This window comes from Rhodoferax lithotrophicus (assembly GCF_019973615.1).
GTDB lineage: Bacteria > Pseudomonadota > Gammaproteobacteria > Burkholderiales > Burkholderiaceae_C > Rhodoferax > Rhodoferax lithotrophicus.
Map to the genome: position 1 here is coordinate 2,178,785 of NZ_AP024238.1, position 19,875 is coordinate 2,198,659.

Sequence of the window (19,875 nt, forward strand, 5' to 3'; positions counted from 1 at the left end):
AAGTTTCCTGTTTCCGATATTGATGAGTAGCTAAAACGCCGTTTGTATTTGCTTGCGCTCTGCATCAACAACCTAACCCAAATGTATGCCTATGATTTTTGTAACCGGTGGGGCTGGCTATATTGGTTCTCACACTTGCGTTGAATTGCTCAACGCTGGGCATGATGTCACCGTTTTTGATAACTTCTGTAACAGTCAGCCGGAAGCACTGCGCCGGGTTGAGCGCATTACGTGCAAACAACTCCATGTGATCAAGGGCGATATTTGCAACCTGGCCGAAATGAAACATGCATTGCAAATCAGCGGGGCACATGCAGTGATCCATTTTGCGGGTCTCAAAGCCGTAGGTGATTCGGAAGAGCACCCCTTGCAGTACTATGAAAATAATGTGAAAGGCACGCTCACGCTGCTACAAGCCATGATGTCCTGTGGCATCAAAACCATTGTTTTTAGCTCATCAGCAACGGTGTATGGTATTCCCAAGTTTTTGCCCTACACCGAAGCCCATCCTTTGGCAGCGACCAACACTTACGGGCAAACCAAGCTGACTGTTGAGCACATGCTACATGACCTCTATCGCAGTGACACCGCTTGGCACATTGGCATCCTACGCTACTTCAACCCGGTTGGTGCACATGCCAGTGGTTTGATTGGCGAAGACCCGCAAGGTACGCCCAACAATCTGATGCCTTTTGTGGCTCAGGTTGCCGTTGGTCGACGTGAGTTTTTAAATGTTTGGGGCAACGACTATGACACTCCCGATGGTACTGGCGTGCGCGACTACATTCACGTGGTCGATCTTGCCTTGGGCCACTTGGCGGCACTTAATCGGTTACAAACGCAAGCCCAATGTTTGACTGCTAATCTAGGCACAGGTATCGGCTACAGTGTGCTTGATATGGTGCGTGCTTTTGAGCAAGCCTGCAGCAAGCCAATTCCCTTCCAGTTCAGCCCCAGACGTGCCGGTGATATTGCAAGCTACTTTGCCGACCCGAAACTGGCCGCAGAACTGCTGAACTGGCAAGCTAAACGTGATCTGGCAACCATGTGCCAGGACACGTGGCGCTGGCAAAGCCAAAACCCGCTGGGTTACAGTAGCGTTTGATCCAAACACTGCATTCGGGAGTAAAAACAATGACGACAAGGGAAACAAGCCATGGCTAAAGGCATGATTCTGGCCGCCGGGCAAGGCACACGGGTACGGCCCCTGACCAAATACTTACCCAAACCGATGATCCCCATCATGGGCAAACCGGTGATGGAATACCTGATTGAGCATCTTGCCCGCTACGGCATCACCGAAATCATGGTGAACGTGGCCCACAACCACCACAAAATCGAGCAATACTTTGGGGATGGCCACCGCTGGGGCGTAGAACTTGGCTACGCCTACGAAGGCATACGCGAACAAGGAGAAGTGGTACCCAAACCCTTTGGATCAGCCGGTGGAATGCGCCGCATCCAGGACTTCAGCGGATTCTTTGACCAAACCACCCTGGTTCTCTGCGGTGATGCCATCATTGACCTGGACATTGGTGCGGCCCTGCATGAACACAAAATCGACGGAGCCCTGGCCAGCGTCGTCACGCTGGACGTACCCTTGAACGAAGTATCCAACTACGGCATTGTGGTGGCCAATGAAAACGGCCAAATCCAGTCCTTCCAGGAAAAACCCCAACCCTCCGAGGCCAAATCCACCTTGGCCAGCACCGGCATCTACATTTTTGAGCCCGCCGCCCTGGATCTGATCCCCCCCCCCAATACGATCTACGACATCGGCGCACAACTCTTTCCCCAACTGGTAGAACAAAAACTACCGTTCTATGCCCAGAAACGCTTCTTCAACTGGATCGACATCGGCCGGGTGAGCGACTACTGGTCGGTACTACAACGAGTGATACGCGGTGAAGTGGCGCAAATGAACATGCCTGGGCGCGAAGTCAAACCCGGCATCTGGGTCGGCCTGAACACCAACATCGCCTGGGACCACGTCAGCATTGAAGGCCCGGTGTACATCGGTTCAAGCGTGCGTATTGAGCCCGGAGCCAGCATCATTGGCCCCTGCTGGATAGGTCACGGCAGCCACATCCGCACCGGTGCACGGGTGGTGCGCAGCATCCTGTTCGAATACACCCGCATTGCGGCAGACATGCGCTTCACCGACATGATCGTCTCGCCCGACTACTGCGTTGACCGTACCGGTGAAACCCTTTACCGTGGGGACGAAACTGCCCAATTACGTTGGGGTGATGCCCGCGCCTGAACAAGCCGCCTGAGCCTGATCCGTTACAAATGCCAAGCGTAAGCAACCGCCAGTTTTAAATTTTGATCTTTGATGACCATGACCAGTCCCATCCTTCTTCAACCCGTCATCTTGTCCGGTGGCTCAGGCACCCGCCTGTGGCCCCTGTCCCGCGAAAAATACCCCAAACAATTGCTCAGCCTGGTGGGGGACGACACCCTCTTGCAAGCCACCGTGCGCCGCGTCCAAGGCCTGCAAGGTGTGGAACTGGCCCACCCCATGGTGGTGTGTAACGAAGAATACCGCTTTGTGATTGCCGAACAACTGCGCCTGCTGCACCTGAGTGGCACCGTGGTGTTGGAGCCATGTGGCAGAAATACGGCTCCAGCGCTGACACTGGCTGCACTGTCAGCTATCAAAAACGGATCTGACCCGGTGCTGCTGGTGATGCCAGCAGATCATGTGATTACCGATGTGGCCGCCTTCCAAAAAGTCGTCAGTGCAGGTGCTGTGCTGGCCGACCAAGGGGCCGTGGTTACTTTTGGCATCACACCGGATGCGCCAGAAACCGGCTACGGCTACATCCAGGCGGGTGCACCCTATGGCGAGGCCGACACCGCCCGTCTGATTGCCCGCTTTGTGGAAAAACCCAACCTGGCGACCGCGCAAATTTACCTGGCCGAGGGCAGCTACTCCTGGAACAGTGGCCTGTTCATGATGCGTGCCTCGGTCTGGTTGTCTGCCATGGGCATCTGCCGTGCCGACATTCTGGCCACCTGCCAGGCCGCCTGGGAACAAGGCCAAACCGATGGAGAGTTTGTGCGGGTAGACAAGACCACCTTCACCCAATGTCCCAGCGACTCGATTGACTACGCGGTGATGGAGCGACTTGCCAGTGGTTCAGGCCAAGACACCATCACCTTGCCACCAGGTGTGGTACTGCCCTTGAGTGCTGGCTGGTCTGACGTGGGGGCCTGGGATGCCTTGTGGCAAGTGTTGCCCAAGGATGAACGTGGCAACGTGTCGCAGGGTGATGTGCTGCTGCAGGACTGTGAAAACACCCTGGTATTGTCCGAAGGGCGCCTGATTGCCTGCGTGGGGGTGAGTGATCTGGTGGTGGTGGAAACTGCCGATGCGATTTTGGTGTCGCACAAGGACAAGACCCAGGATGTGAAAAAGATTGTGGACACCCTCAAGGCGCAAGGCCGCTCTGAGGGGAGTATTCACCGCAAGGTGTTCCGGCCCTGGGGCTGGTATGACGGGGTGGATGCGGGTGAGCGCTTTCAGGTCAAGCGCATTGTGGTCAAACCGGGTGGCACGCTGTCCTTACAAATGCACCACCACCGGGCTGAGCACTGGATTGTGGTGAGTGGTACGGCTCGGGTGACCTGCGGCGACAAGAGCTTTTTGCTGTCGGAGAACCAGTCCACCTTTATTCCCTTGGGAACCACCCATCGGCTGGAAAACCCTGGGCGGGTAGCCCTTGAAATGATCGAGGTGCAGTCCGGCTCTTACCTGGGGGAGGATGACATCGTGCGCTTTGAGGATGTGTATGGGCGCTGAGGCCTGAAACTTTATATCTGCCTTGATTCAAAACACATTTTTGTTTTGAATCAAGGCCACTGGGGTCAGAAAAATGATTTTCAGATCCATCCAGACGGACCAGTGCTCAAGGTAATAAATATCGTTGTGACTTTTCGAAATCGTTGCGACGTTTTCGGAATAATTGCGACAAAATAGCTCAAAAATCCCAGAAGATTGGGACATCCCTGCATTGCACGGATGTCCCTTCTTATTTTGGAGTTTGAGATGCGATTACCTTTTAACTTCGAATTAGCTCGCGCAACCAAGCAAGTCAGTCTTAAAAATGTCTTTGAGAATGATTCAAGAACATTAATGGTTTGGCTTCACACGCACATCACCAAAAATAACAGAGCCCACTCGCAGCCGAATGTCAGGGTTGCTTTCCGGGAGGTTTCATCTAGTGAACTGTCTGATTACATTGTGTACAAAGATGCCCCGATCACAGCATTAGGTCAACTTCGCATTGGCGGTGTTTGGAAAGATGGTTTTTGTCGCTCTCAAGCAGTTTTCAAAGAAGCTAACTTTGAAGTTAATTTTTCAGAAGATGGTTGGAGATTTACATCTTTTAGCAAAAAAGAAAACCCACCGTATGACTGGAAAAGCTACCCCCTAGACTACCAGCTAGACAAAAACCAATTTCTTGAGTTCACCTTAAAAGGTGGCCGCAGGCTTGTAGTTCCGTGTCTTGAATTTTTTCTATCGCTGTTACGGGCGATCAGCAGAGATCAAGCGTGTACTAACAACTTATCCCTGGTATGGATCAAATGAGTCGCATTTAAGCAAACTTTATGCGGAACTAGGCGAGCTTGAGGAAGTGAACAAGTGGAAGGTCAAGTTGAGAAAAAAGGTTGGTTCTGGATGACGTGCTTCTTTTGGCGCATGCAAAGTACGAACCGTACACCGAGCGAGTCTTACGAAGAATTTATAGCCAAATCGAGTCAAGTCACGATGCAAGGTATGCGCCTAATGTCTTCCTAGAAATACAACCCTGGCATCAGGGTAAAGCAACACTCAAAGTTAGGGGGGATTCAGCTTAATGATGGTTCATTTCTCGCATTGCAAATCGTTGGATGCAGTGACCCAGAGGGAAAAGCAATCGAACGTGACAGAGAAGAATTGCAGAAATTTGATGGCTTTGACATTGACGGTTCGGGTGGTGATGTCCAGGCAGGCGGTCATGTTCGCAGATTTAAAAAAAACACCATTCATTGTTGACCTGACAGGGGGGTGAAGAGCCAGATTTTGGTAGTGGCTCCACGGAAATTTTGGACACCGAATTTGAAGTGGTTGGCAAGCGGCGGGTTGTGATAGATGTCAGGCGAGATCGTGCAAAAAAGTGGCGCGGGACAGAGAGGTGGAAGTAGTGTCACACCGCCATCGGTTGTTTCTGGAGGCGATCCCTATGGCCGTGGAAAAGGTGTTGGACAAGCCTTAATTCATGCAAAGCAGGTGATGGAGTCCCATGGCATGTTGAGGGACATGTGGAATGCGATGTTGTACTTAAAGCAGCAATATCCAACGAAGATTCAGTCTGTTGAGTGGTTTACTTTTGAGTCAGGGTTTTGTAAAGACCTGGAACCAGAACTTATTGCATTGACTCCATATAAGGATGATGACGAGACAGTTGATACCAAAACACGTCACTGGCTGTACCTTGACGTTGACAGGAAAGTGCCCCGTGGCGTCTTTGTTGCGAGATTGAGAGTTGGGTTCAAAACTGTTTTTATCGTTGAAATTCAACGACGCACCCGTCAAAAGCAAGACGATGTTGGAGTGACAAAAGAGTCAGAAGAGGCATTCAAAGGGTTAGCCTTTATTTTGGACGAAGAGCCGACACTTGAAAAAGTCTTGGTCACGTTGCTGTCTGAAATTAGAGCGGTTCGAGGGGTCATTCGGAATATCACAGGGGAAATTTCGGGTAAGGCGCTCACGTTTAGCCATAAGTCATCGGGTAGCGATGAAATATCTTGCCAGGCTGCGGCTGTTAACGCGCTTGGGAAAATGGGGATACGCCTTGATTAAAGGCAGCCCATTTTGGAGATTTGCGCAATGAATTCCCGCAAGCGAAAACGGGCTATTTCAGTAATTACGATTGGTGGTTTACTGCTGGATTCCCTGGAATTATTTGCCTCAAACTTTGACAAAATAGAACTGATGCTTCTGTCTTTGGGGTTTGTATTTTGTGGCGCAGTTGCGTTCAGATTTCAACAACAACGGGCGCATCGGCAATTAGATTTGAGGTGTGATTCAGCGTTGTGGTGAAATTTTTCCGTGGTTTTGGAGCCAAATCCGGCTGAATGGCCCCCACAGTTTTTGTGGGGGGTCAGATCCCTTTCTAGCGGCTACGTGGCGGATTATTTCCACGCCCCCCCCCCGCCCGACGGTACATTTGGAACTCGACTCGGCCAATTTGGGTTGTTAGAAAGAATATTAGACTTCAGCACTGAACGGTTCATGTTGCTCTCCATTAATTTGGTAATCAACGAGATATGTATCTCGGCGTGAAGAACTTTTCTCCACAAGCAGCATTTTTTTCGAACTTGGCAATCTCAAAGTTCCGTGAAATGGAAAATTCGGTCATGACGACCTTTTTTTGATGCGCTGGCAGTAAATGGCAAGACCGTTTCTGAAAGGCTCGCGCCAGACTTCTGGCCGGTCACGCTTCTCCGTGAAATGGCTCTTTTCAAAGATGCACTCGGGCTAACGCCTAACGTCGCGGCTAATCCAAGTACAGACTTTTTTGTTTCGCTTATTGACACCCTACAGATCGCACCGAGCCTTTTTTTCGTGCAATGGCCGGGGAAGAATTCAAAAACTTGGAGAACTTGCTGCTGGGCAATTCTGTAACAAGACTTCGGACGATCCAGGATTTATCAAAAAAAACTGGGGCTCCCAGGAGAGTTCTTGAGATCACTTGCCGGTGTTGGGAATAACAAAGAGTTGTACCCCGAGGCACTGCGGGCGTTCAGGATTGTTGAAGGCTTGCCATTTCTCATATTTAGATCACTTATGTCACACAGGGTGAATTGTCCCCATTGCGGAGCAAATCTACTATCCGATGAAGACCCATGGTGGCAAGTTCAAACCATACGTTGGAATCGACCGGAATACATGTTTGCGGAGCGACTGCTACAAGCCGTCGTTGGGGGGATTTCTCGGGCATGTATTGTTGTTCCGATCTAATGAAATTCGGACATTTGATTTGGAAATAGGTTCAATGGTTTCCCGAACCAGACATCCTATGGCGAATTGGCTGTGCGAAGTGATGAAGGGGTTTGGCAGCAAGGATTACTACGAGTTAGCAAATCACTTGCCGCTAAATGATGCAGCCCCGATCACGCAGGCTCGTATAAGGAAATGGGCCGCAGGCGCTGACCTAATGCCACTCGAAATATCAAAATTGATATTGTCGTGCCAGACGCAGAATAAATTGCTAAGTCGCCAACTCGTTGTTGCAAGATCATTTGCATTTGTTGAAGACTTTTTAATGGCGGCAACTAGCGTCGAACCTGTACCTGACAGTAAGCGGAAGGTGCGAGAAATTGTGTTCAAGCGTGTACAGAACTTGGCTCAAAAGGTTCAACTTCGAATCAACCCAAATCTGGTTGTTTCTCCTATCAAGATTCTGTCTTAGGAATGCATTCTGGATTCGTCCCGGCATGATTGCCGAGGTGACTTGTGAAACTAGGAATGTTTCAAGCTTCAACAAATTCTGTTGCTAGTTTGCCAATGACCATTTGTCCACACCGCGTTCAATCAACTCACTCTTGTTTGCAAGAAAGAGTTGGTGTGCTTTCGGGTTTTCAGTGGCCTTGTCGGTGAAATCAACGTGCCAATGTCTAAGAAAGTAGCCGACCAAGCATGCTTTGAGTTCAACCAGTTTGACTCCGTTTTGCATTTCGTAGTCGAACGCAGTAGTTTTCGGGAATTCGGATTTTGGGTGTGGCACAAGTTTTATTTGAACTAGTGTGTTCCATTCCGCGTCATCCTTCAAACTTTTTTGTTGACGCAGACCCCTCAGTTGCCGACTCAAAACGTGTCAGGTTGAAGTCTTTGATTTTGTCGTCCAAATGATCAAAGCAGCGTACATGCCAGCGTAATCCATCATTTACCAAAGCCAAAGGCGAGAGCTGACGCTCCTTATTTCCGCTTGTGTGGGACCAGTACATTGCAGACATTGTCCGCTTGCGGTGAATACATCTAGTAATCGTTGCGACAAGTGGCAAAGAGAGCGCTCGTTTGATGTCACAGTTGATCCAGCTGGGAAGCTTTTTTCCCATGCTCTGAATCTAAAGCAATAGCCCGTGCGCCCGCAAGTGCGTGTAGAGCTTGTTCAATGTCGTGGCTGAAATGGTGCGAAAAAATCTGACAGCACATAGCACTTACGCTTTAGGTCATAACGTAATGTGTTGGGAGAAAGCTCTGCATAGCGCGAAAGGTCTTTTGTTGCAGCCGGTTCACTGATGCCGAACCTGACGACAAGGTCTTTACGACTTACTTGGCCTGTAAACAGTGCCAAAAAACTCCAGGTAAAACAAGCGTTCATCCTGAATGTCATGCACTTGTTTGTTCATGCTTGATCCTTTTAAAGCTTTTTATTGTACTTGTCATGCGAAAATGTATAACGTGATAAAAAAACAACATGGTCATAAATAGTATTGCAATAAGCCGATTTTCAGTTACATTACGGATCAACAAATGAATCTTGTTGGTTGCGGGTCGTTGCCCTTGTCTTCGGGTGAATGCAAGTTCACTTGCATGTCACCAGCTTTTATAGGAATCAATGTCATGAGCAACGGCCAATCAGAGCAACCATGCTGTGACTGCGGCACATGACAACAAAGGATCTTGGTATGGTTGAAAGCATTTTTTTTATTTCTGATTAATCCGCCAAGCAGACTGCGAATGTGCGGCGCACTATTGAGTGGTGTAAGTACAGGGCTCATCGTGATTGGTCTGTATTTGCGAATTGGGATCGTCGCAGCAGACATTATTCGCAGTAAAGCCAAGATCGATGGAGGTGATATGACACTTGCCAGTTTGTATCCGGGGCTTCCCACTTGGTGCATACCTGAATCACCATCTGCATTTTTTTATGCTGCTCGTGCTTTTTTGTTGTGGCGTTTACGCACAGTTGGTCGCCAAAAAAGTTCAATAAGTATCTTTGAAGGGATCAAGTCATGAGTCCAAATACACGTGCATGCATTGTGTTTGTTACAGGCAAGGTCATTGGTGGTTCAGTGTGTTTGCATATTGCCCAGGGCTGGTAAATTAACAAAACGGGAACAACTTTGGCTTCAAATCATGAATATGCGGTAATCGGCCATAGCCGCGCGACGGTCGGACGATTCCTCGGCATCGCGGCAGGACTGGCCAGTTCAGGTTTGGCTGTTGGAATCGCCACCGGGATAACTTATGCAGAAAGTTGGGGATTTCTAGATGCCCGCGCATATTGGAAATTGCCACTAACAGCTGCAATTTTCTACACCTTGGGTCACTTGGCTTTTGATAAGTGGGCCTGGCGAACCTGGTTGGTTCATCGCATTCTGGCTATTCCTGACTTGCGTGGTAAATGGGACTGTGTCGGTGAAACTATTGATCCCGATACCGGAGCAATAAAGTACAACTGGACTGCGGAAGTCACGATTTCGCAAGGCTGGGAAAAGATCAGGATTTACTCCCAAACGGAACATTCGCGTTCTCGGAGTGTTGCCGCGTCTATCGTGGTGGAAGAAGATGTCGGCTATATCCTGATGTACAGCTACCGCAACGAACCGCGTCCTGGTGAACCCGAACTGAAGGCTCACCACGGCTATGCCGAATGGCACATCGCTGCTGATGGGTCTTCCGCTGATGCAACCTACTTCAACGGTGGAGGTCGCTATACAGGTGGCCGCATGAAACTTACAAGGAAAACACGTGGCGACTGACTACTCAAACCGCATCGGCCGCGTTAACGCCCGGCGCAACAACACCGCTGTTGCGAGTCTTAGTAAAAGTGCTTCGTTCGCTGAGGATAGTGCTTTCCGGGATTTCGTGACCGAAGGCTATCGGAATAAGACGAGATCCAAGAATTTTCAGTACGCCTTGGTGTCCATGCAGGAAGTTGAAGCGCAATACACAGCCATCAGCTATCGCGAGGCCGAAAGAGTTGCGAAGCAAATTGATTCAGGACTTCTGAGACTCGGAAAGACGGTGACAGTCGAACTCCAAGGATCGCTGCCATTGAACGTGCATTTGAGGCGCGTGAGCGATGTCGATATGCTCGTATGGCCGTGGAGATTCTTCGTCTTTGATAGCTCTGGGGTTTCCGCCCCCAACTACACCATCAGCACGAGCAATGCTGCTTCTGAAATAACCTCCCTGCGTTCCGAGTGCTGCTCGGTGATTCGATCTGCATTTCCTGCCGCGAAGGTTGACGATTCTGGGGCAAAGTGCATCACGGTGTCGGAGGGCTCTCTTCTCCGTGAGATTGATGTTGTTCCATCTGTTTTGTACAAGACGGCGACCCATCAAAGAACGAACAATGACGATGACAGAGGTGTTCAAATCTACGACAAAAAGGCGAATGAACTTATCACGAACTACCCCTTTAAAGTGCGAGCCTTGATCAATGCGAAGGAGGTGCGTACTGGCGGCGGTTGCAAAAAAGGCCATTCGCTTGCTAAAAAAACATGAAAGAGGATTCCGATACTTCGATTGCACTGTCCAGCTTCAACATCATGTCTCTGGTCTATGCCATGCAAGATTCCGACCTAGTGCACTTGTCATACTGCGAGGGCAAGATCGTCGCCTCGTTGCAAAACTGGTTTTACACACTTGCGCATGACGAAAATCGTTTGAGAGGACTGGACACTGTAGACGGAAGTAGGAAGATCGTGCAGTCCGCGGCTGATGTCACTGCGGTCTCGCAAATGGCGGATGAGTTGAACACGCTGGTGTTGCTGATAGCGCAGGAATTGCAGCCCGATATCCCGACCAGCTTTCCTGCGTGGCGCGCCAAGGTTGAAAGCGAGTTCTTGATTTAGCCCGCATGCTTCACGTCATTAAATTTTTTGGACTTTTTTTTGAAAAGTGAAACTAATGATCTGTTTCCCCCCTAGAGGTGTCGAGAGAACAAATTTACCCTGGCATAAACCCTTAGGTGGCTTGATGCCAAGCCAACATGCTGTCTAGCAGGTCATCAACGTAGACCAGGTCGGAAATCACCAAGACCCAATCGGCATGTCAAGTCACATCCGAGCATGGCGTACAAGAGGTGAGGCTTAAGTTCGTACTATTGGGCGCATAGTCGATGCCTTCATGGCATAGCACGCATTGGTTCGCTGGTACTCGTGTTCGTACAACTCCAATAACGCAACCAGCTTGTCAATGTTGGTAAGAAATTCCTCCTTGATGAGGCACGGGTTCTCAGAGAACATTCGCAACGCCGTGTCAGCCACATCTAATTTACCCGCCCAGCGAGCCCATCCTTTGACCTCGCAATAAGCCAGCAAGGCCAGTCGCCCAAGCTGGTCGTGTTTGCGTGCAAAGTGCATATCTGCGAGCAAGTCTTCAAGCCTTAGCTGGGTATCAATGATTTGATTATGTTGCAGTGCAGCATGCAACTCTGTGCTTGCGTTAATCTGACGACGTGCTTGCTGTTTCAACTTTTGAGCAAAATGGAGGGGCCGGTAAATACCGGCCCCTCCATAGTCATAACTCCAATTGTTTATTTGGTGTCAGAAGCAGCAGGTGCTGCCTTGTCTGCTTTCTTCGTGGAAGCGGCCTTATGCACCTTCTTTGCCGTGTGTGCTGGTTTTGAAGCCGCGTCTGTCGGTGTGACTGCCGCAGCATCTTTTGCCTTGGGTTCTTCTACTTTCTTAACCGTATGCTTGGTGGTCACTTTGACCGCTGGTGCGTTCATAGCAGCAGGGGTGGTCGGAACTGCATCTTTGGGGGGCTGCAGGAGCCTGGGCAAACGAGACAGCAGCAACGCTGGTAAACAAAGCAGTAGCGATCAGATTTTTTGATAATTGACATGGTTAAAACTCACTCATAAAGCGACAGTTGCATTTGCTCCAACTGTCATAAGCGAGCCAGAATTTCGTTCCAGCTTGTACCTACAACGGCGTGTGAATGCTTGCGTTGACGCGTGATACACACCCTTACAAACAGTGACAGAGTAGACACACAGCAGATTGTTTGATGGGCATCTCAGAAATTTATCAATGAAGGTTTTGACCTACCCATTGCTAGATGCGGCAATGGTTATACGACCATTCCTAGCTAGCCGGAACAGGCACCAACCGCCGCTTCTTCACGATGACCACCGGTGGCGGCGTATCTTTTCGGGTCTCCTTCCAAAGCGACTCTCGTGAATCCCCTCTCGAAAACCTCGGGCTGAACTCCTTGGGCGCATTGGCCACCGCCTTGGCGATGTCTTTGGTCTTGAGCGGTGTCAGGTGGTCACCAACCACTTGCACGTACTCACCTGCATCAGTCATGGCCAGGGCACCAACCTGCAGCCCCTTGCTCACGCTTCCCAGTAGCTTGAGATCACCGCCTTCGGGGCGCTCATAGGTGTACCTAGACCAGGCTGCACGGCCAAGGACGACGCGCCAAGTGGGTTTGAAAGTCTTCCGAGGTGAGCTACTGTCAGAGGTAGCTGTTCCGGGGTAAAGCTGAGCTTGCATTGAGATAGGATTTGAAGGCAATCGCAATCATATTGTCTGTGATGCTGCCATGTGCGAAAGCCAGGTTCAGCATGTATTTTGTTGGTAACGATTCCTCATAACGTTAACGATTCGGCGGGCTGAGGTCAAGGTCAGATGGCGTTTTAGGACGGCTAACGTATCCAGTGTGGGCCGACTGCTCTTTCCGAGAGCGATGCGGAAAACTCTTGGTGGAGTGCCACCGATAGGAACCTACCAGGCGGTCATTTCGCTGGTGGCTTCGACTGGTGATGGGCCGGTGAAAATTGTTCCTCAAATTATCTATCTCGCTCCAATGTCGGCTGCCACTAACGAGGCTGGATCAAGAATTGGGCACACTTGCAGATGCAGCCAAAGGTGCAGCAGATCGAGCGGACTCTGCAATTGACGGCGCGATGGCTTTCATTGCAGCAAGCAACAAGCGCATTGCCAGCATTGACGATCTGATTGCGGACGATTAAGTCACCCCCTAGGCTGCACCCCCGGCAAGAATTCAATCCCGGTTCGCTTGACCAATTCTCCATAGCTGATGGGCTTTGACCCACGGGTTGAATCGTCATTCTGCTGCCAATAGGCCCATGCCCTGTTCTTGTCCTGGTCGTATACCAGCTTGAAAAGATAGGTCGGCACATGCACCCCTGACCCAATGCTGGGACTCTTTGCAATATTGGGCACAAACACCGGCCCAGTGATGACATAAATGTCACCACTAGCCCGTGCCGCATATTTGCGGGTAGCCGCCTCGACCGACTTTGCCCAAACGCCTCGGTTATGTTCGGGGGCTTGAGGCACCATATTGGCCAGAGAAAAGCTCTGTGCCATGGCCTGCGCAGTAGGCATATCGCCCGCTGGTGCCATGTGACCACGATCAAACCCACTGTCCTTGTAATCGTCCAATTCCGCTCTTTCCGCCGCACGCAGTCGTGCATCGGCAAAGAAACGGTTCGTGCGTTTTTCATGCGCGTCCATGACGGAGGAACGGTTCAACTTTTCGGCTACGAACACCGGGGTTTTGCTTTCCCCGGAGTGCAGCACTGCAAAAGCGTCGTAACACAAGGCCCGATCTGTGGGATGCTGTGTAAGCGATGGTGGCTTTGCATGTGCGAAAAACTGCAAACACGCTGAAAAATTCTCGGCAGCATGGCTGACTGTGGCCGATGTAAAAAGGAGTGCAGCAATGGCTGGACGGTAAAAATGATGCATGCGTAGACTTGCTGGAAAAAGGTAAAGGGCTGTTCATTGAGCACCACCGAATTGGGAAGTCCATTCGTGGCTCTGAACGTTGAATGTCTGAAAGTGTTGCGTGTGCAGTTGTGGCTGCCACGCTAAATGGTTGGCTCAATCGTTATTAATACCTGCCCCTTTAGCGCGCTTGCACTCCTTTTGTGGCACGACGTGGGAGTAATGGACGAACTTATGAGGTCAGGATCTCAGTAATAATTCCGCTTCCGCTTCGTATCAATGCATTACAGCCTATTGGGGGATTTCTCGAAAGCCAAAAAGAAAGCCGATGCCGATGCATCCAGTTTTCCCACTCCAGAAGTTAAGATATGACGTATCAACTTCATGTTACTCGTCGAAGCTAAATTCGTAGCCTTAATATAAAGATCGGGTGAAAAAAAATTAAATGCGTTTAACTGCACAATTAAAGATTACTGCGCTGCTCCTGATTTCAATATTACTGACCGCGTGTGGCGGTGGAAGTAGCGCTTCGACAACTGGTACCCTGAGCGGTGTTGCAGCAGTCGGTACGCCAATTGTTGGTGGGAACATCAGCGTTATTTGCGTATCAGGTAGTGAGCTTACACCCACCACAACGGACAGCAATGGCTTTTATTCAGTCACCCTCTACGGTCAAGCCCTACCCTGTGCGGTACAGGTAGCTGGTGGCACTATTAACGGTGCCGCCAACACCACGCCTTACCAATCCATTGCTACCACAGTAGGCACTGTGAACATTACTCCTCTCACTGATCTGCTGGTTGCTAATCTGACAGGTTCGGCAACCCCCCAGCACATGGTTCACTAGGTTGGACAGCACACCATTCACAGGAAGATGGACAGGTAATTACAATGGAAGTCCTCTTGTTTTTTTATATTAATCAGACGGGAAGCTCTATTGCTATCATCGGTAATAACCCAACTGCAGGAATTACGTATAGTGGTACAGTAAGTGGGAATATTCTTTCAGTTAATGAGTATCTTAACAATACTCCATTTGCCACTCTGACATTCACATTAACCAACAGCACGACTATCAATGCCGTTATAACTAGCAGCAATCCACCTCCAGGGTATACCGCTGCAGCGCTAGGATCAGCCATCACCCTCACTGGTGACGGAAACGCACAACTCATCGATATCACCCAAACGCAAGTGAACACGGCTCTCGGCTACTTGAGTACCGCCCTACCCGCACTAACCTCGCTCAGCGTCACTAACCCGATCACCACGGCATTCACGCCCACCTCGGGCAACGTGAGTGATGATATGTTGACCGCTTTGGCAAGCACAGGTGTCGCATACACATCGCTGCTGAGCAAGGTATCTGGATCACTGCTGAGCAATGTATCTGGAAATCAGGAGCAAAGGATACAAGACCTGATCGATAGCTTCGCCAATGTAAGCGGCAGAAGTTTCACCGCCGAGCAGCGATCTTTGCTTTCCAGTGGGGTGAAAGCGCTTTTACAGATCAGTGAGGACGCTGCCAACCGAAACGACCTGGCCCTGGTCGAGAGAAACATCGACCTGTTCCTCGATAATGTGCAACAGGTGTTGCAGATCAACTTCAGCAGTAATGACAAGCGCCTGCTGACGCGGGGGGCTGGTACGTCTCTGTGGGTATTTAGGATAGCGCACGCCAGCGCCGGTGGCTCCGGTGGCTCCGGTGATCAGCACGGCATTTACCCACTCACCCAGAGCCAGACTCATCACAGCGTTGCGCTCCAGGCCCCACAAGTTCGACACTTCCTGAGTGTAAGTGGTCGGGCCTGAAATACGCGTAACCCGTTGTAAACGTTGAATAAATTAGCGAAAATGTCCGCCAAATCCCTCAAGAAACGTTAATAGTGGAGATAATTTCTGAGAGATTTGACATGCAGTCCGTTGACTTTTTTCCGTAGCCGAATTGATGCCATGATCAACTTGAGTGACCCGCTGGCGGTGTTATCCACCCGGCTGCCTTGGCAGCCAAATTAAAACCGCCATAGCGGCAAAATTTGAGAGGGAGAATCGCAGCGGTCAAATCCTCAAATCTGAAGACATGTTCGGCACAAGCGAAGTTGTTGTCGCAGCTGGGCGCTCTAACGCCGGTCGCCCCAAACTGCCCATTCGCCTCATGGTCAGTCTGCTGTACCTCAAGAACTGGAGGTGCTGGGGTGCCCCACCGAAATTGCTTGTCTGAGCTCACGCTCAGCAGCCCTGTTTAACGTGATATCTCATCGGGCAACCGATGGAGTCAATTCGGGGTACGAGTCGGTGAAGGCGCGCCAAGTTAGATATCGGGGTGGCAGCCCCAAAAGAATTTTCTCGGCATCTACCTCGGCACCTCCACTCTCAAGTTTCTTTCATCATCCGGGGCATCGGCCTGGATTCATGAAAGTTAGAACGTCATCCATGGCGATTCATGCATGAGCGACTGCCAAATCGTCCAGACATGTGGTGTAGCCAGGGGTACGCCGTTCCTGTTTCATGCTCCATGCACGCCGATCACCGGCTAAACCCGCACTGGCCAACAGAATCGTTCCTCTTCCGTAGCGTTGGTTGAGGTCGTCCAGGGTGCTCATTAAACGGCTACGGTCATGCGAACCATCATCCTCCAGCGCCAATTCCTGCTGTTGCACCGTGTCAGGTTGGAGATCAAGCAACATCACACCGGCCTTGGCCAACTTGAACCCACGCCGGTAAATTGCAGCCAACCCTGTCAAGGCTGCCTCCACAATGATCGCCGTGTCCGCACTTGGTCGTCGCAGGGGTATGGTCACTGACCGGCTGTACTGTTCTTCCCGGCGAAAGGGGCTGGTGCGGATAAAACACAGCACCTGACCGGCCAGACTGCTTTGTTTGCGCAGCTTCTGAGCAGCACGACTGGCAAACTCGGTCACCGCTTCACTCAGATCGGCCAACTCCGTAACTGGGTGACCAAAAGAACGGGTACAGGCGATTTCCTGTTTCGGTTGGGGGGGGAGTGTTCCAACTCCACGCAGTTGATGCCCTGCAACTCCCGCACGGTACGCTCCAGCACCACCGACCAGCGGCGCTTGACCATGGCCGGATCAAGACGCACCAAGTCCAACACCGTTTTCACACCACCGTCTATGAGCTGCTTGGATATTTGCCGACCAATACCCCACACTTCATTGACCGGCGTGGCAGCAAACACCGCATCCAGTTCACTCGGAGTCAGCACCGCCAGATTACAGACCTGTGCCAACTGTTCTGGGTAACTGCCGGGCTTGCGTTCGGCAGACTTGGCAACATGGTTGGCCAGCTTTGCCAGTGTTTTGGTAGAGCCGATTCCGATCCCACAGGGTATACCGACCCATTGAAGGATGCGGCTGCGGATTTTGTGGCTGCGCTCGGTGAGATTTCCCGCAACATCGCTCAGGTCAATGAAGCTTTCATCAATGGAGTAGATTTCCTGATGTGGCCCAAGACCGGCGGCCAGACTCATCATGCGGTCGCTCAGATCACCGTAGAGGGCAAAGTTGGCAGACAGCGCTACCAGGCCGTCTGTTTCTGCTAGGTGTTTGATCTTGAACCAAGGAGCTCCCATGGTAATTCCCAGGGCCTTGGCTTCATTGCTGCGGGAGATGGCACAACCATCGTTATTGCTAAGTACGCACACAGGCAGGCCATTAAGACTGGGACGAAACACCCGCTCACAGCTCACATAAAAGTTGTTGCCATCCACCAGTGCATACATGATCACTCAAACCTTGAACTGTTTGATACTGCTGGTGACCACGCCCCAGACTTCAAGGGTTTGACCTTCCTTGGGAACAATGTCTGCGAAAGTTGGGTTGGCCGCCCTGAGCTTGATTCGACCCGCTCTCTGGTACAGGCATTTGGCTGTGAAGTCACCATCCACCACCGCCACGACAATATGGTTGTGGCGGGGCTTTATGGCCTTGTCGACCACCAGGATATCGTTGTCGAAGATGCCCACACCCTCCATGGACGTGCCTCTGGCGCGCAAAAAATAGGTGGCCTGCGCATGAACAATCAGCATCTGAGTCAGGTCGATCCGTTGCGCCCCCCAGGTCTTCAGCGGGAGACGGAAAACCCGCACACACCCGGTTACTGATCAACAACGCTAATAGGGGAGCACTGATACGGGTACTGGAATGTCGGCAATCAATGTACTGTTCATACATCCAGTATAGTTGCGATAAGCCATTTCACCAGCCTTAACGCTACGATTCACCTATGTGCAGCCACTACCAAGCCCTGAAAGAGAGCACACGCTATCAAAGCCACTTTGGCGTGATGCCGCCACCGGAACCCGGCAAACTTGATCTATGGCCGGGGTACTTGGGAAGTTCTATTCGCCGCCATCCACACGCAGACTTGGGTGATGATGCTGTGCCGAAATATGAAGCGCTCAATGGCCTGTTTGGTTTAGTGCCACACTGGGCGACTGACACCCAGATCAGCCGTAACTGCGGAATGACACTGGACCCTCCACTTTGTGCCACTTAACTTTCCACTCAGTGTCGATGCTTAAAAGGTTTTGAACTTTGATCGCCAAGTTTTGAACTCACACAAAGCCTTCTTGCATGTTTCATTTGAATACGGCAGAATGCCGTATATAAACCAAGGAGCCTTTATGTCAGCAACCGCAACCACCGCACGTCTTGAGGCACGTATCAGCTTTGATCTCCATGCCACTCTCAAGCGTGCGGCTGAACTTCAGGGGGCGCACCATGACCGACTTTGTGGTGAGTGCTGTCCAAGAGGCTGCACAAAAAGCCATAGAACAAGCCGAGGTCATCCGTATGTCCTTGGCTGATCAGCAGTGCTTTGCCCAAGCCCTGCTCAACCCGCCTGAGCCTGCGCCCGCCATGCTTCGTGCCTTTGCGAAACGCGAAAAGCTGTTGAAGTCAGCATGATCAACCCTCCTTTTCAAGTTGTACGACTTGAAAACAGCCACGAGCGATCCCCGTTTCATAGTGGGTCAGAATCACTGGACAGCTATCTCAAACAACAAGTTTCACAGGACGTTCGCCGCCGAGTGACGGCTTGCTACGTTGCGCTGACCGCCAATCAGCGAATTTCGGGCTACTACACACTGGCATCGGCCAGCGTTTTGCTTTCGGACTTGCCGATAGCATTGAGCAAAAGGTTGCCGCGCTATCCAACGGTTCCTGCGATACGAATGGGGCGATTGGCCGTTGACCGTGAATTTAAGGGGATCGGATTGGGTGGTGCTTTACTGGCCGACGCACTCACACGGTCATTACGCTCTGAAATTGCGGCATACGCATTGTTGGTTGATGCAAAAGACGACTCGGCAGCAGCTTTTTACAAGCATCATGGACTGGTGGAGTTACCCTGCCAACCGTTGAAGTTGTTTATACCGTTTGCCACCGTGACAGGCATTGCATCGGGGATGTAAATTCAAGACTCCGTGATACGACAGGCTGAAAGTTCAAAACTTGGTGCAATGTTTGTTCAAAATTCAGCCGAATGTTCTTTGCAATTGATTGATTTCACAAACAAGCAACTGTGCAATTTTGCGGGCATCGACAATGGCACTGAACATTCCACTAGATGCCGTTGGTCGTTCCCTCATTGGGTCGTGAACGCCGGTTTGCGCGAGAAACAGCCATCCTGGCCTCAGAAAGTCGACAGCACTCGGTAAGGCGGCAGTCCCATGGCCATGAAAAGGGGAAAGTTGAATGGCGGGAAACCCGTAAAAGGGAATGTTGGAAGGCACATCAGTGGAATGACCAATGGCGCATCATTTCTCGGGTACTGAAGAATCAACAGATTACAGGGGGGGGTCGGATTTAAAGTGCAGTGACGTTCCGCAGTAACACGTACAACGCCAGAAGTGAAACCGTTGCAGAAAAAGCCAAGTTTTAGGGATGCTTGGAGGAGGGCTCAGCACTGCATCATTCCTGCAGAGGCCATTTATGAACCAGACTTTCTTAGTCTATGACATTTGTTTGTTGAGGCTGCTGATTTGGCAGCGAACAATCGACACTGTAATCGGGCTTATATCGGGACATGTCTGCAGCGGCTTTTGCCAAAGATGGTGATGGCCTTTCTGGGGAAGGCATTTGGATTGCTTAGTGCAAACTCACACCAACGTAGACTAGGTCGGAAATCACTAAGACCGAATCAGCATGTCAA

General features: G+C 50.8%; 25 protein-coding genes and 2 pseudogenes. 18 read left to right on the forward strand and 9 right to left on the reverse strand.

Features of this window, described 5'->3' with window-relative positions; genetic code table 11:
• Window positions 1-85 precede the first annotated feature (85 nt).
• The 3 genes from galE to LDN84_RS10160 all read left to right on the forward strand — a co-directional run bounded on the left by galE (window position 86) and on the right by LDN84_RS10160 (window position 3,805).
• Window positions 86-1,105, forward strand: a complete 1,020-nt coding sequence (galE, locus tag LDN84_RS10150) for a UDP-glucose 4-epimerase GalE (RefSeq protein WP_223912066.1) — start codon at window positions 86-88, stop codon at window positions 1,103-1,105.
• Between the two features lie 51 nt (window positions 1,106-1,156).
• Entirely contained in the window at window positions 1,157-2,263 is a 1,107-nt protein-coding gene (locus LDN84_RS10155; protein ID WP_435405933.1) for a nucleotidyltransferase family protein, read from the forward strand.
• Window positions 2,264-2,341: 78 nt separating this feature from the next.
• Window positions 2,342-3,805: a mannose-1-phosphate guanylyltransferase/mannose-6-phosphate isomerase gene (locus LDN84_RS10160; RefSeq protein ID WP_223912069.1), complete on the forward strand. Its 1,464-nt coding sequence runs from the start codon at window positions 2,342-2,344 to the stop codon at window positions 3,803-3,805.
• Window positions 3,806-3,832: 27 nt separating this feature from the next.
• On the opposite strand, the gene LDN84_RS23115 is transcribed toward LDN84_RS10160, so the two are convergent.
• Window positions 3,833-4,009: a sugar transferase gene (locus LDN84_RS23115; RefSeq protein ID WP_223912073.1), complete on the reverse strand. Its 177-nt coding sequence runs from the start codon at window positions 4,007-4,009 to the stop codon at window positions 3,833-3,835.
• 42 nt (window positions 4,010-4,051) lie between these two features.
• On the opposite strand from LDN84_RS23115, the gene LDN84_RS10170 reads away from it, so the two are divergent.
• From LDN84_RS10170 to LDN84_RS10185, 4 genes are all read left to right on the forward strand, one after another.
• On the forward strand, window positions 4,052-4,594 hold the full coding sequence (locus tag LDN84_RS10170; RefSeq protein ID WP_223912078.1) for a hypothetical protein: 543 nt from the start codon (window positions 4,052-4,054) through the stop codon (window positions 4,592-4,594).
• Between the two features lie 558 nt (window positions 4,595-5,152).
• Window positions 5,153-5,848, forward strand: coding sequence for a hypothetical protein (locus LDN84_RS10175; RefSeq protein WP_223912082.1), 696 nt, complete (start codon window positions 5,153-5,155; stop codon window positions 5,846-5,848).
• Between the two features lie 27 nt (window positions 5,849-5,875).
• Window positions 5,876-6,088, forward strand: a complete 213-nt coding sequence (locus LDN84_RS10180; protein WP_223905461.1) for a hypothetical protein — start codon at window positions 5,876-5,878, stop codon at window positions 6,086-6,088.
• Between the two features lie 979 nt (window positions 6,089-7,067).
• Window positions 7,068-7,460 carry a hypothetical protein gene (locus LDN84_RS10185; RefSeq protein ID WP_223912086.1) on the forward strand — a complete coding sequence of 131 codons (393 nt, stop codon included), beginning with the start codon at window positions 7,068-7,070 and terminating at the stop codon, window positions 7,458-7,460.
• 84 nt (window positions 7,461-7,544) lie between these two features.
• On the opposite strand, the gene LDN84_RS23225 is transcribed toward LDN84_RS10185, so the two are convergent.
• From LDN84_RS23225 to LDN84_RS23230, 3 genes are read right to left on the reverse strand one after another with little or no spacing between them, the layout of a single operon-like run.
• Entirely contained in the window at window positions 7,545-7,859 is a 315-nt protein-coding gene (locus LDN84_RS23225) for a BrxR family transcriptional regulator (protein ID WP_494338047.1), read from the reverse strand.
• Entirely contained in the window at window positions 7,810-8,106 is a 297-nt protein-coding gene (locus LDN84_RS23120) for a WYL domain-containing protein (protein WP_223912091.1), read from the reverse strand. Before LDN84_RS23120 ends, LDN84_RS23225 begins: the two co-directional genes overlap by 50 nt.
• Before the next feature lie 53 nt (window positions 8,107-8,159).
• The gene (locus LDN84_RS23230) at window positions 8,160-8,384 is read right to left on the reverse strand and encodes a BrxR family helix-turn-helix transcriptional regulator (protein ID WP_494338048.1); all 225 of its coding nucleotides are present in this window, start codon (window positions 8,382-8,384) and stop codon (window positions 8,160-8,162) included.
• Between the two features lie 299 nt (window positions 8,385-8,683).
• Between LDN84_RS23230 and LDN84_RS10195 the strand changes: the two genes are divergently transcribed.
• The 4 genes from LDN84_RS10195 to LDN84_RS10210 all read left to right on the forward strand — a co-directional run bounded on the left by LDN84_RS10195 (window position 8,684) and on the right by LDN84_RS10210 (window position 10,854).
• Window positions 8,684-9,010: a hypothetical protein gene (locus tag LDN84_RS10195; RefSeq protein ID WP_223912094.1), complete on the forward strand. Its 327-nt coding sequence runs from the start codon at window positions 8,684-8,686 to the stop codon at window positions 9,008-9,010.
• Window positions 9,011-9,117: 107 nt separating this feature from the next.
• Entirely contained in the window at window positions 9,118-9,756 is a 639-nt protein-coding gene (locus LDN84_RS10200) for a Cap15 family cyclic dinucleotide receptor domain-containing protein (protein WP_223912097.1), read from the forward strand.
• Window positions 9,746-10,504, forward strand: a complete 759-nt coding sequence (locus tag LDN84_RS10205) for a nucleotidyltransferase family protein (RefSeq protein WP_223912100.1) — start codon at window positions 9,746-9,748, stop codon at window positions 10,502-10,504. The genes LDN84_RS10200 and LDN84_RS10205 overlap by 11 nt, the downstream gene beginning before the upstream one ends.
• Window positions 10,501-10,854, forward strand: coding sequence for a hypothetical protein (locus LDN84_RS10210; RefSeq protein ID WP_223912103.1), 354 nt, complete (start codon window positions 10,501-10,503; stop codon window positions 10,852-10,854). The genes LDN84_RS10205 and LDN84_RS10210 overlap by 4 nt, the downstream gene beginning before the upstream one ends.
• A 237-nt stretch (window positions 10,855-11,091) precedes the next feature.
• On the opposite strand, the gene LDN84_RS10215 is transcribed toward LDN84_RS10210, so the two are convergent.
• Entirely contained in the window at window positions 11,092-11,475 is a 384-nt protein-coding gene (locus LDN84_RS10215) for a hypothetical protein (protein ID WP_223905472.1), read from the reverse strand.
• Between LDN84_RS10215 and LDN84_RS10220 the strand changes: the two genes are divergently transcribed.
• A complete protein-coding gene (locus LDN84_RS10220) occupies window positions 11,464-11,838 on the forward strand; it encodes a hypothetical protein (protein WP_223912106.1) in 375 nt (124 codons plus the stop codon). The two genes, LDN84_RS10215 and LDN84_RS10220, sit on opposite strands and share 12 nt — an antisense overlap.
• A 252-nt stretch (window positions 11,839-12,090) precedes the next feature.
• On the opposite strand, the gene LDN84_RS10225 is transcribed toward LDN84_RS10220, so the two are convergent.
• A complete protein-coding gene (locus tag LDN84_RS10225; RefSeq protein ID WP_223905478.1) occupies window positions 12,091-12,501 on the reverse strand; it encodes a hypothetical protein in 411 nt (136 codons plus the stop codon).
• A 347-nt stretch (window positions 12,502-12,848) separates the two neighbouring features.
• Between LDN84_RS10225 and LDN84_RS22880 the strand changes: the two genes are divergently transcribed.
• Entirely contained in the window at window positions 12,849-12,980 is a 132-nt protein-coding gene (locus LDN84_RS22880) for a hypothetical protein (protein WP_255610425.1), read from the forward strand.
• Between the two features lies 1 nt (window position 12,981).
• Here the strand turns inward: LDN84_RS22880 and LDN84_RS10230 are convergent, their stop codons facing one another.
• Window positions 12,982-13,722 (reverse strand): DNA/RNA non-specific endonuclease, encoded by a 741-nt coding sequence (locus tag LDN84_RS10230; protein ID WP_223912108.1) that lies wholly within the window; start codon window positions 13,720-13,722, stop codon window positions 12,982-12,984.
• A gap of 424 nt (window positions 13,723-14,146) precedes the next feature.
• Here LDN84_RS10230 and LDN84_RS10235 point away from each other — a divergent pair, with 424 nt between their 5' ends.
• Both LDN84_RS10235 and LDN84_RS10240 read left to right on the forward strand, forming a co-directional pair.
• A complete protein-coding gene (locus tag LDN84_RS10235) occupies window positions 14,147-14,548 on the forward strand; it encodes a hypothetical protein (RefSeq protein WP_223912111.1) in 402 nt (133 codons plus the stop codon).
• A gap of 44 nt (window positions 14,549-14,592) precedes the next feature.
• The gene (locus LDN84_RS10240; protein ID WP_223912115.1) at window positions 14,593-15,513 is read left to right on the forward strand and encodes a hypothetical protein; all 921 of its coding nucleotides are present in this window, start codon (window positions 14,593-14,595) and stop codon (window positions 15,511-15,513) included.
• A 629-nt stretch (window positions 15,514-16,142) separates the two neighbouring features.
• On the opposite strand, the pseudogene LDN84_RS10245 reads toward LDN84_RS10240, so the two are convergent.
• Window positions 16,143-17,443, reverse strand: a pseudogene (locus LDN84_RS10245) (Y-family DNA polymerase).
• A 6-nt stretch (window positions 17,444-17,449) separates the two neighbouring features.
• The gene (locus tag LDN84_RS10250; RefSeq protein ID WP_255610519.1) at window positions 17,450-17,749 is read right to left on the reverse strand and encodes a LexA family protein; all 300 of its coding nucleotides are present in this window, start codon (window positions 17,747-17,749) and stop codon (window positions 17,450-17,452) included.
• Between the two features lie 197 nt (window positions 17,750-17,946).
• On the opposite strand from LDN84_RS10250, the gene LDN84_RS10255 reads away from it, so the two are divergent.
• The 3 genes and pseudogenes from LDN84_RS10255 to LDN84_RS10265 all read left to right on the forward strand — a co-directional run bounded on the left by LDN84_RS10255 (window position 17,947) and on the right by LDN84_RS10265 (window position 19,135).
• Window positions 17,947-18,219, forward strand: coding sequence for a hypothetical protein (locus tag LDN84_RS10255; protein ID WP_223905484.1), 273 nt, complete (start codon window positions 17,947-17,949; stop codon window positions 18,217-18,219).
• A 127-nt stretch (window positions 18,220-18,346) separates the two neighbouring features.
• A pseudogene (locus LDN84_RS10260) lies at window positions 18,347-18,629 on the forward strand (type II toxin-antitoxin system TacA family antitoxin).
• Entirely contained in the window at window positions 18,626-19,135 is a 510-nt protein-coding gene (locus LDN84_RS10265) for a GNAT family N-acetyltransferase (RefSeq protein ID WP_223905488.1), read from the forward strand. Before LDN84_RS10260 ends, LDN84_RS10265 begins: the two are co-directional and overlap by 4 nt.
• Window positions 19,136-19,875: the final 740 nt, after the last annotated feature.

Coding starts and splice junctions, on each gene's coding strand:
- galE (WP_223912066.1), top strand. CDS start 86: ATGCCTATGATTTTTGTAACCGGTGGGGCTGGCTATATTGGTTCTCAC.
- LDN84_RS10155 (WP_435405933.1), top strand. CDS start 1,157: ATGGCTAAAGGCATGATTCTGGCCGCCGGGCAAGGCACACGGGTACGG.
- LDN84_RS10160 (WP_223912069.1), top strand. CDS start 2,342: ATGACCAGTCCCATCCTTCTTCAACCCGTCATCTTGTCCGGTGGCTCA.
- LDN84_RS23115 (WP_223912073.1), bottom strand. CDS start 4,009: ATGTCCCAATCTTCTGGGATTTTTGAGCTATTTTGTCGCAATTATTCC.
- LDN84_RS10170 (WP_223912078.1), top strand. CDS start 4,052: ATGCGATTACCTTTTAACTTCGAATTAGCTCGCGCAACCAAGCAAGTC.
- LDN84_RS10180 (WP_223905461.1), top strand. CDS start 5,876: ATGAATTCCCGCAAGCGAAAACGGGCTATTTCAGTAATTACGATTGGT.
- LDN84_RS10185 (WP_223912086.1), top strand. CDS start 7,068: ATGGCGAATTGGCTGTGCGAAGTGATGAAGGGGTTTGGCAGCAAGGAT.
- LDN84_RS23120 (WP_223912091.1), bottom strand. CDS start 8,106: ATGGGAAAAAAGCTTCCCAGCTGGATCAACTGTGACATCAAACGAGCG.
- LDN84_RS23230 (WP_494338048.1), bottom strand. CDS start 8,384: ATGACATTCAGGATGAACGCTTGTTTTACCTGGAGTTTTTTGGCACTG.
- LDN84_RS10210 (WP_223912103.1), top strand. CDS start 10,501: ATGAAAGAGGATTCCGATACTTCGATTGCACTGTCCAGCTTCAACATC.
- LDN84_RS10225 (WP_223905478.1), bottom strand. CDS start 12,501: ATGCAAGCTCAGCTTTACCCCGGAACAGCTACCTCTGACAGTAGCTCA.
- LDN84_RS10230 (WP_223912108.1), bottom strand. CDS start 13,722: ATGCATCATTTTTACCGTCCAGCCATTGCTGCACTCCTTTTTACATCG.
- LDN84_RS10235 (WP_223912111.1), top strand. CDS start 14,147: ATGCGTTTAACTGCACAATTAAAGATTACTGCGCTGCTCCTGATTTCA.
- LDN84_RS10240 (WP_223912115.1), top strand. CDS start 14,593: ATGGAAGTCCTCTTGTTTTTTTATATTAATCAGACGGGAAGCTCTATT.
- LDN84_RS10250 (WP_255610519.1), bottom strand. CDS start 17,749: ATGCTGATTGTTCATGCGCAGGCCACCTATTTTTTGCGCGCCAGAGGC.
- LDN84_RS10255 (WP_223905484.1), top strand. CDS start 17,947: ATGTGCAGCCACTACCAAGCCCTGAAAGAGAGCACACGCTATCAAAGC.
- LDN84_RS10265 (WP_223905488.1), top strand. CDS start 18,626: ATGATCAACCCTCCTTTTCAAGTTGTACGACTTGAAAACAGCCACGAG.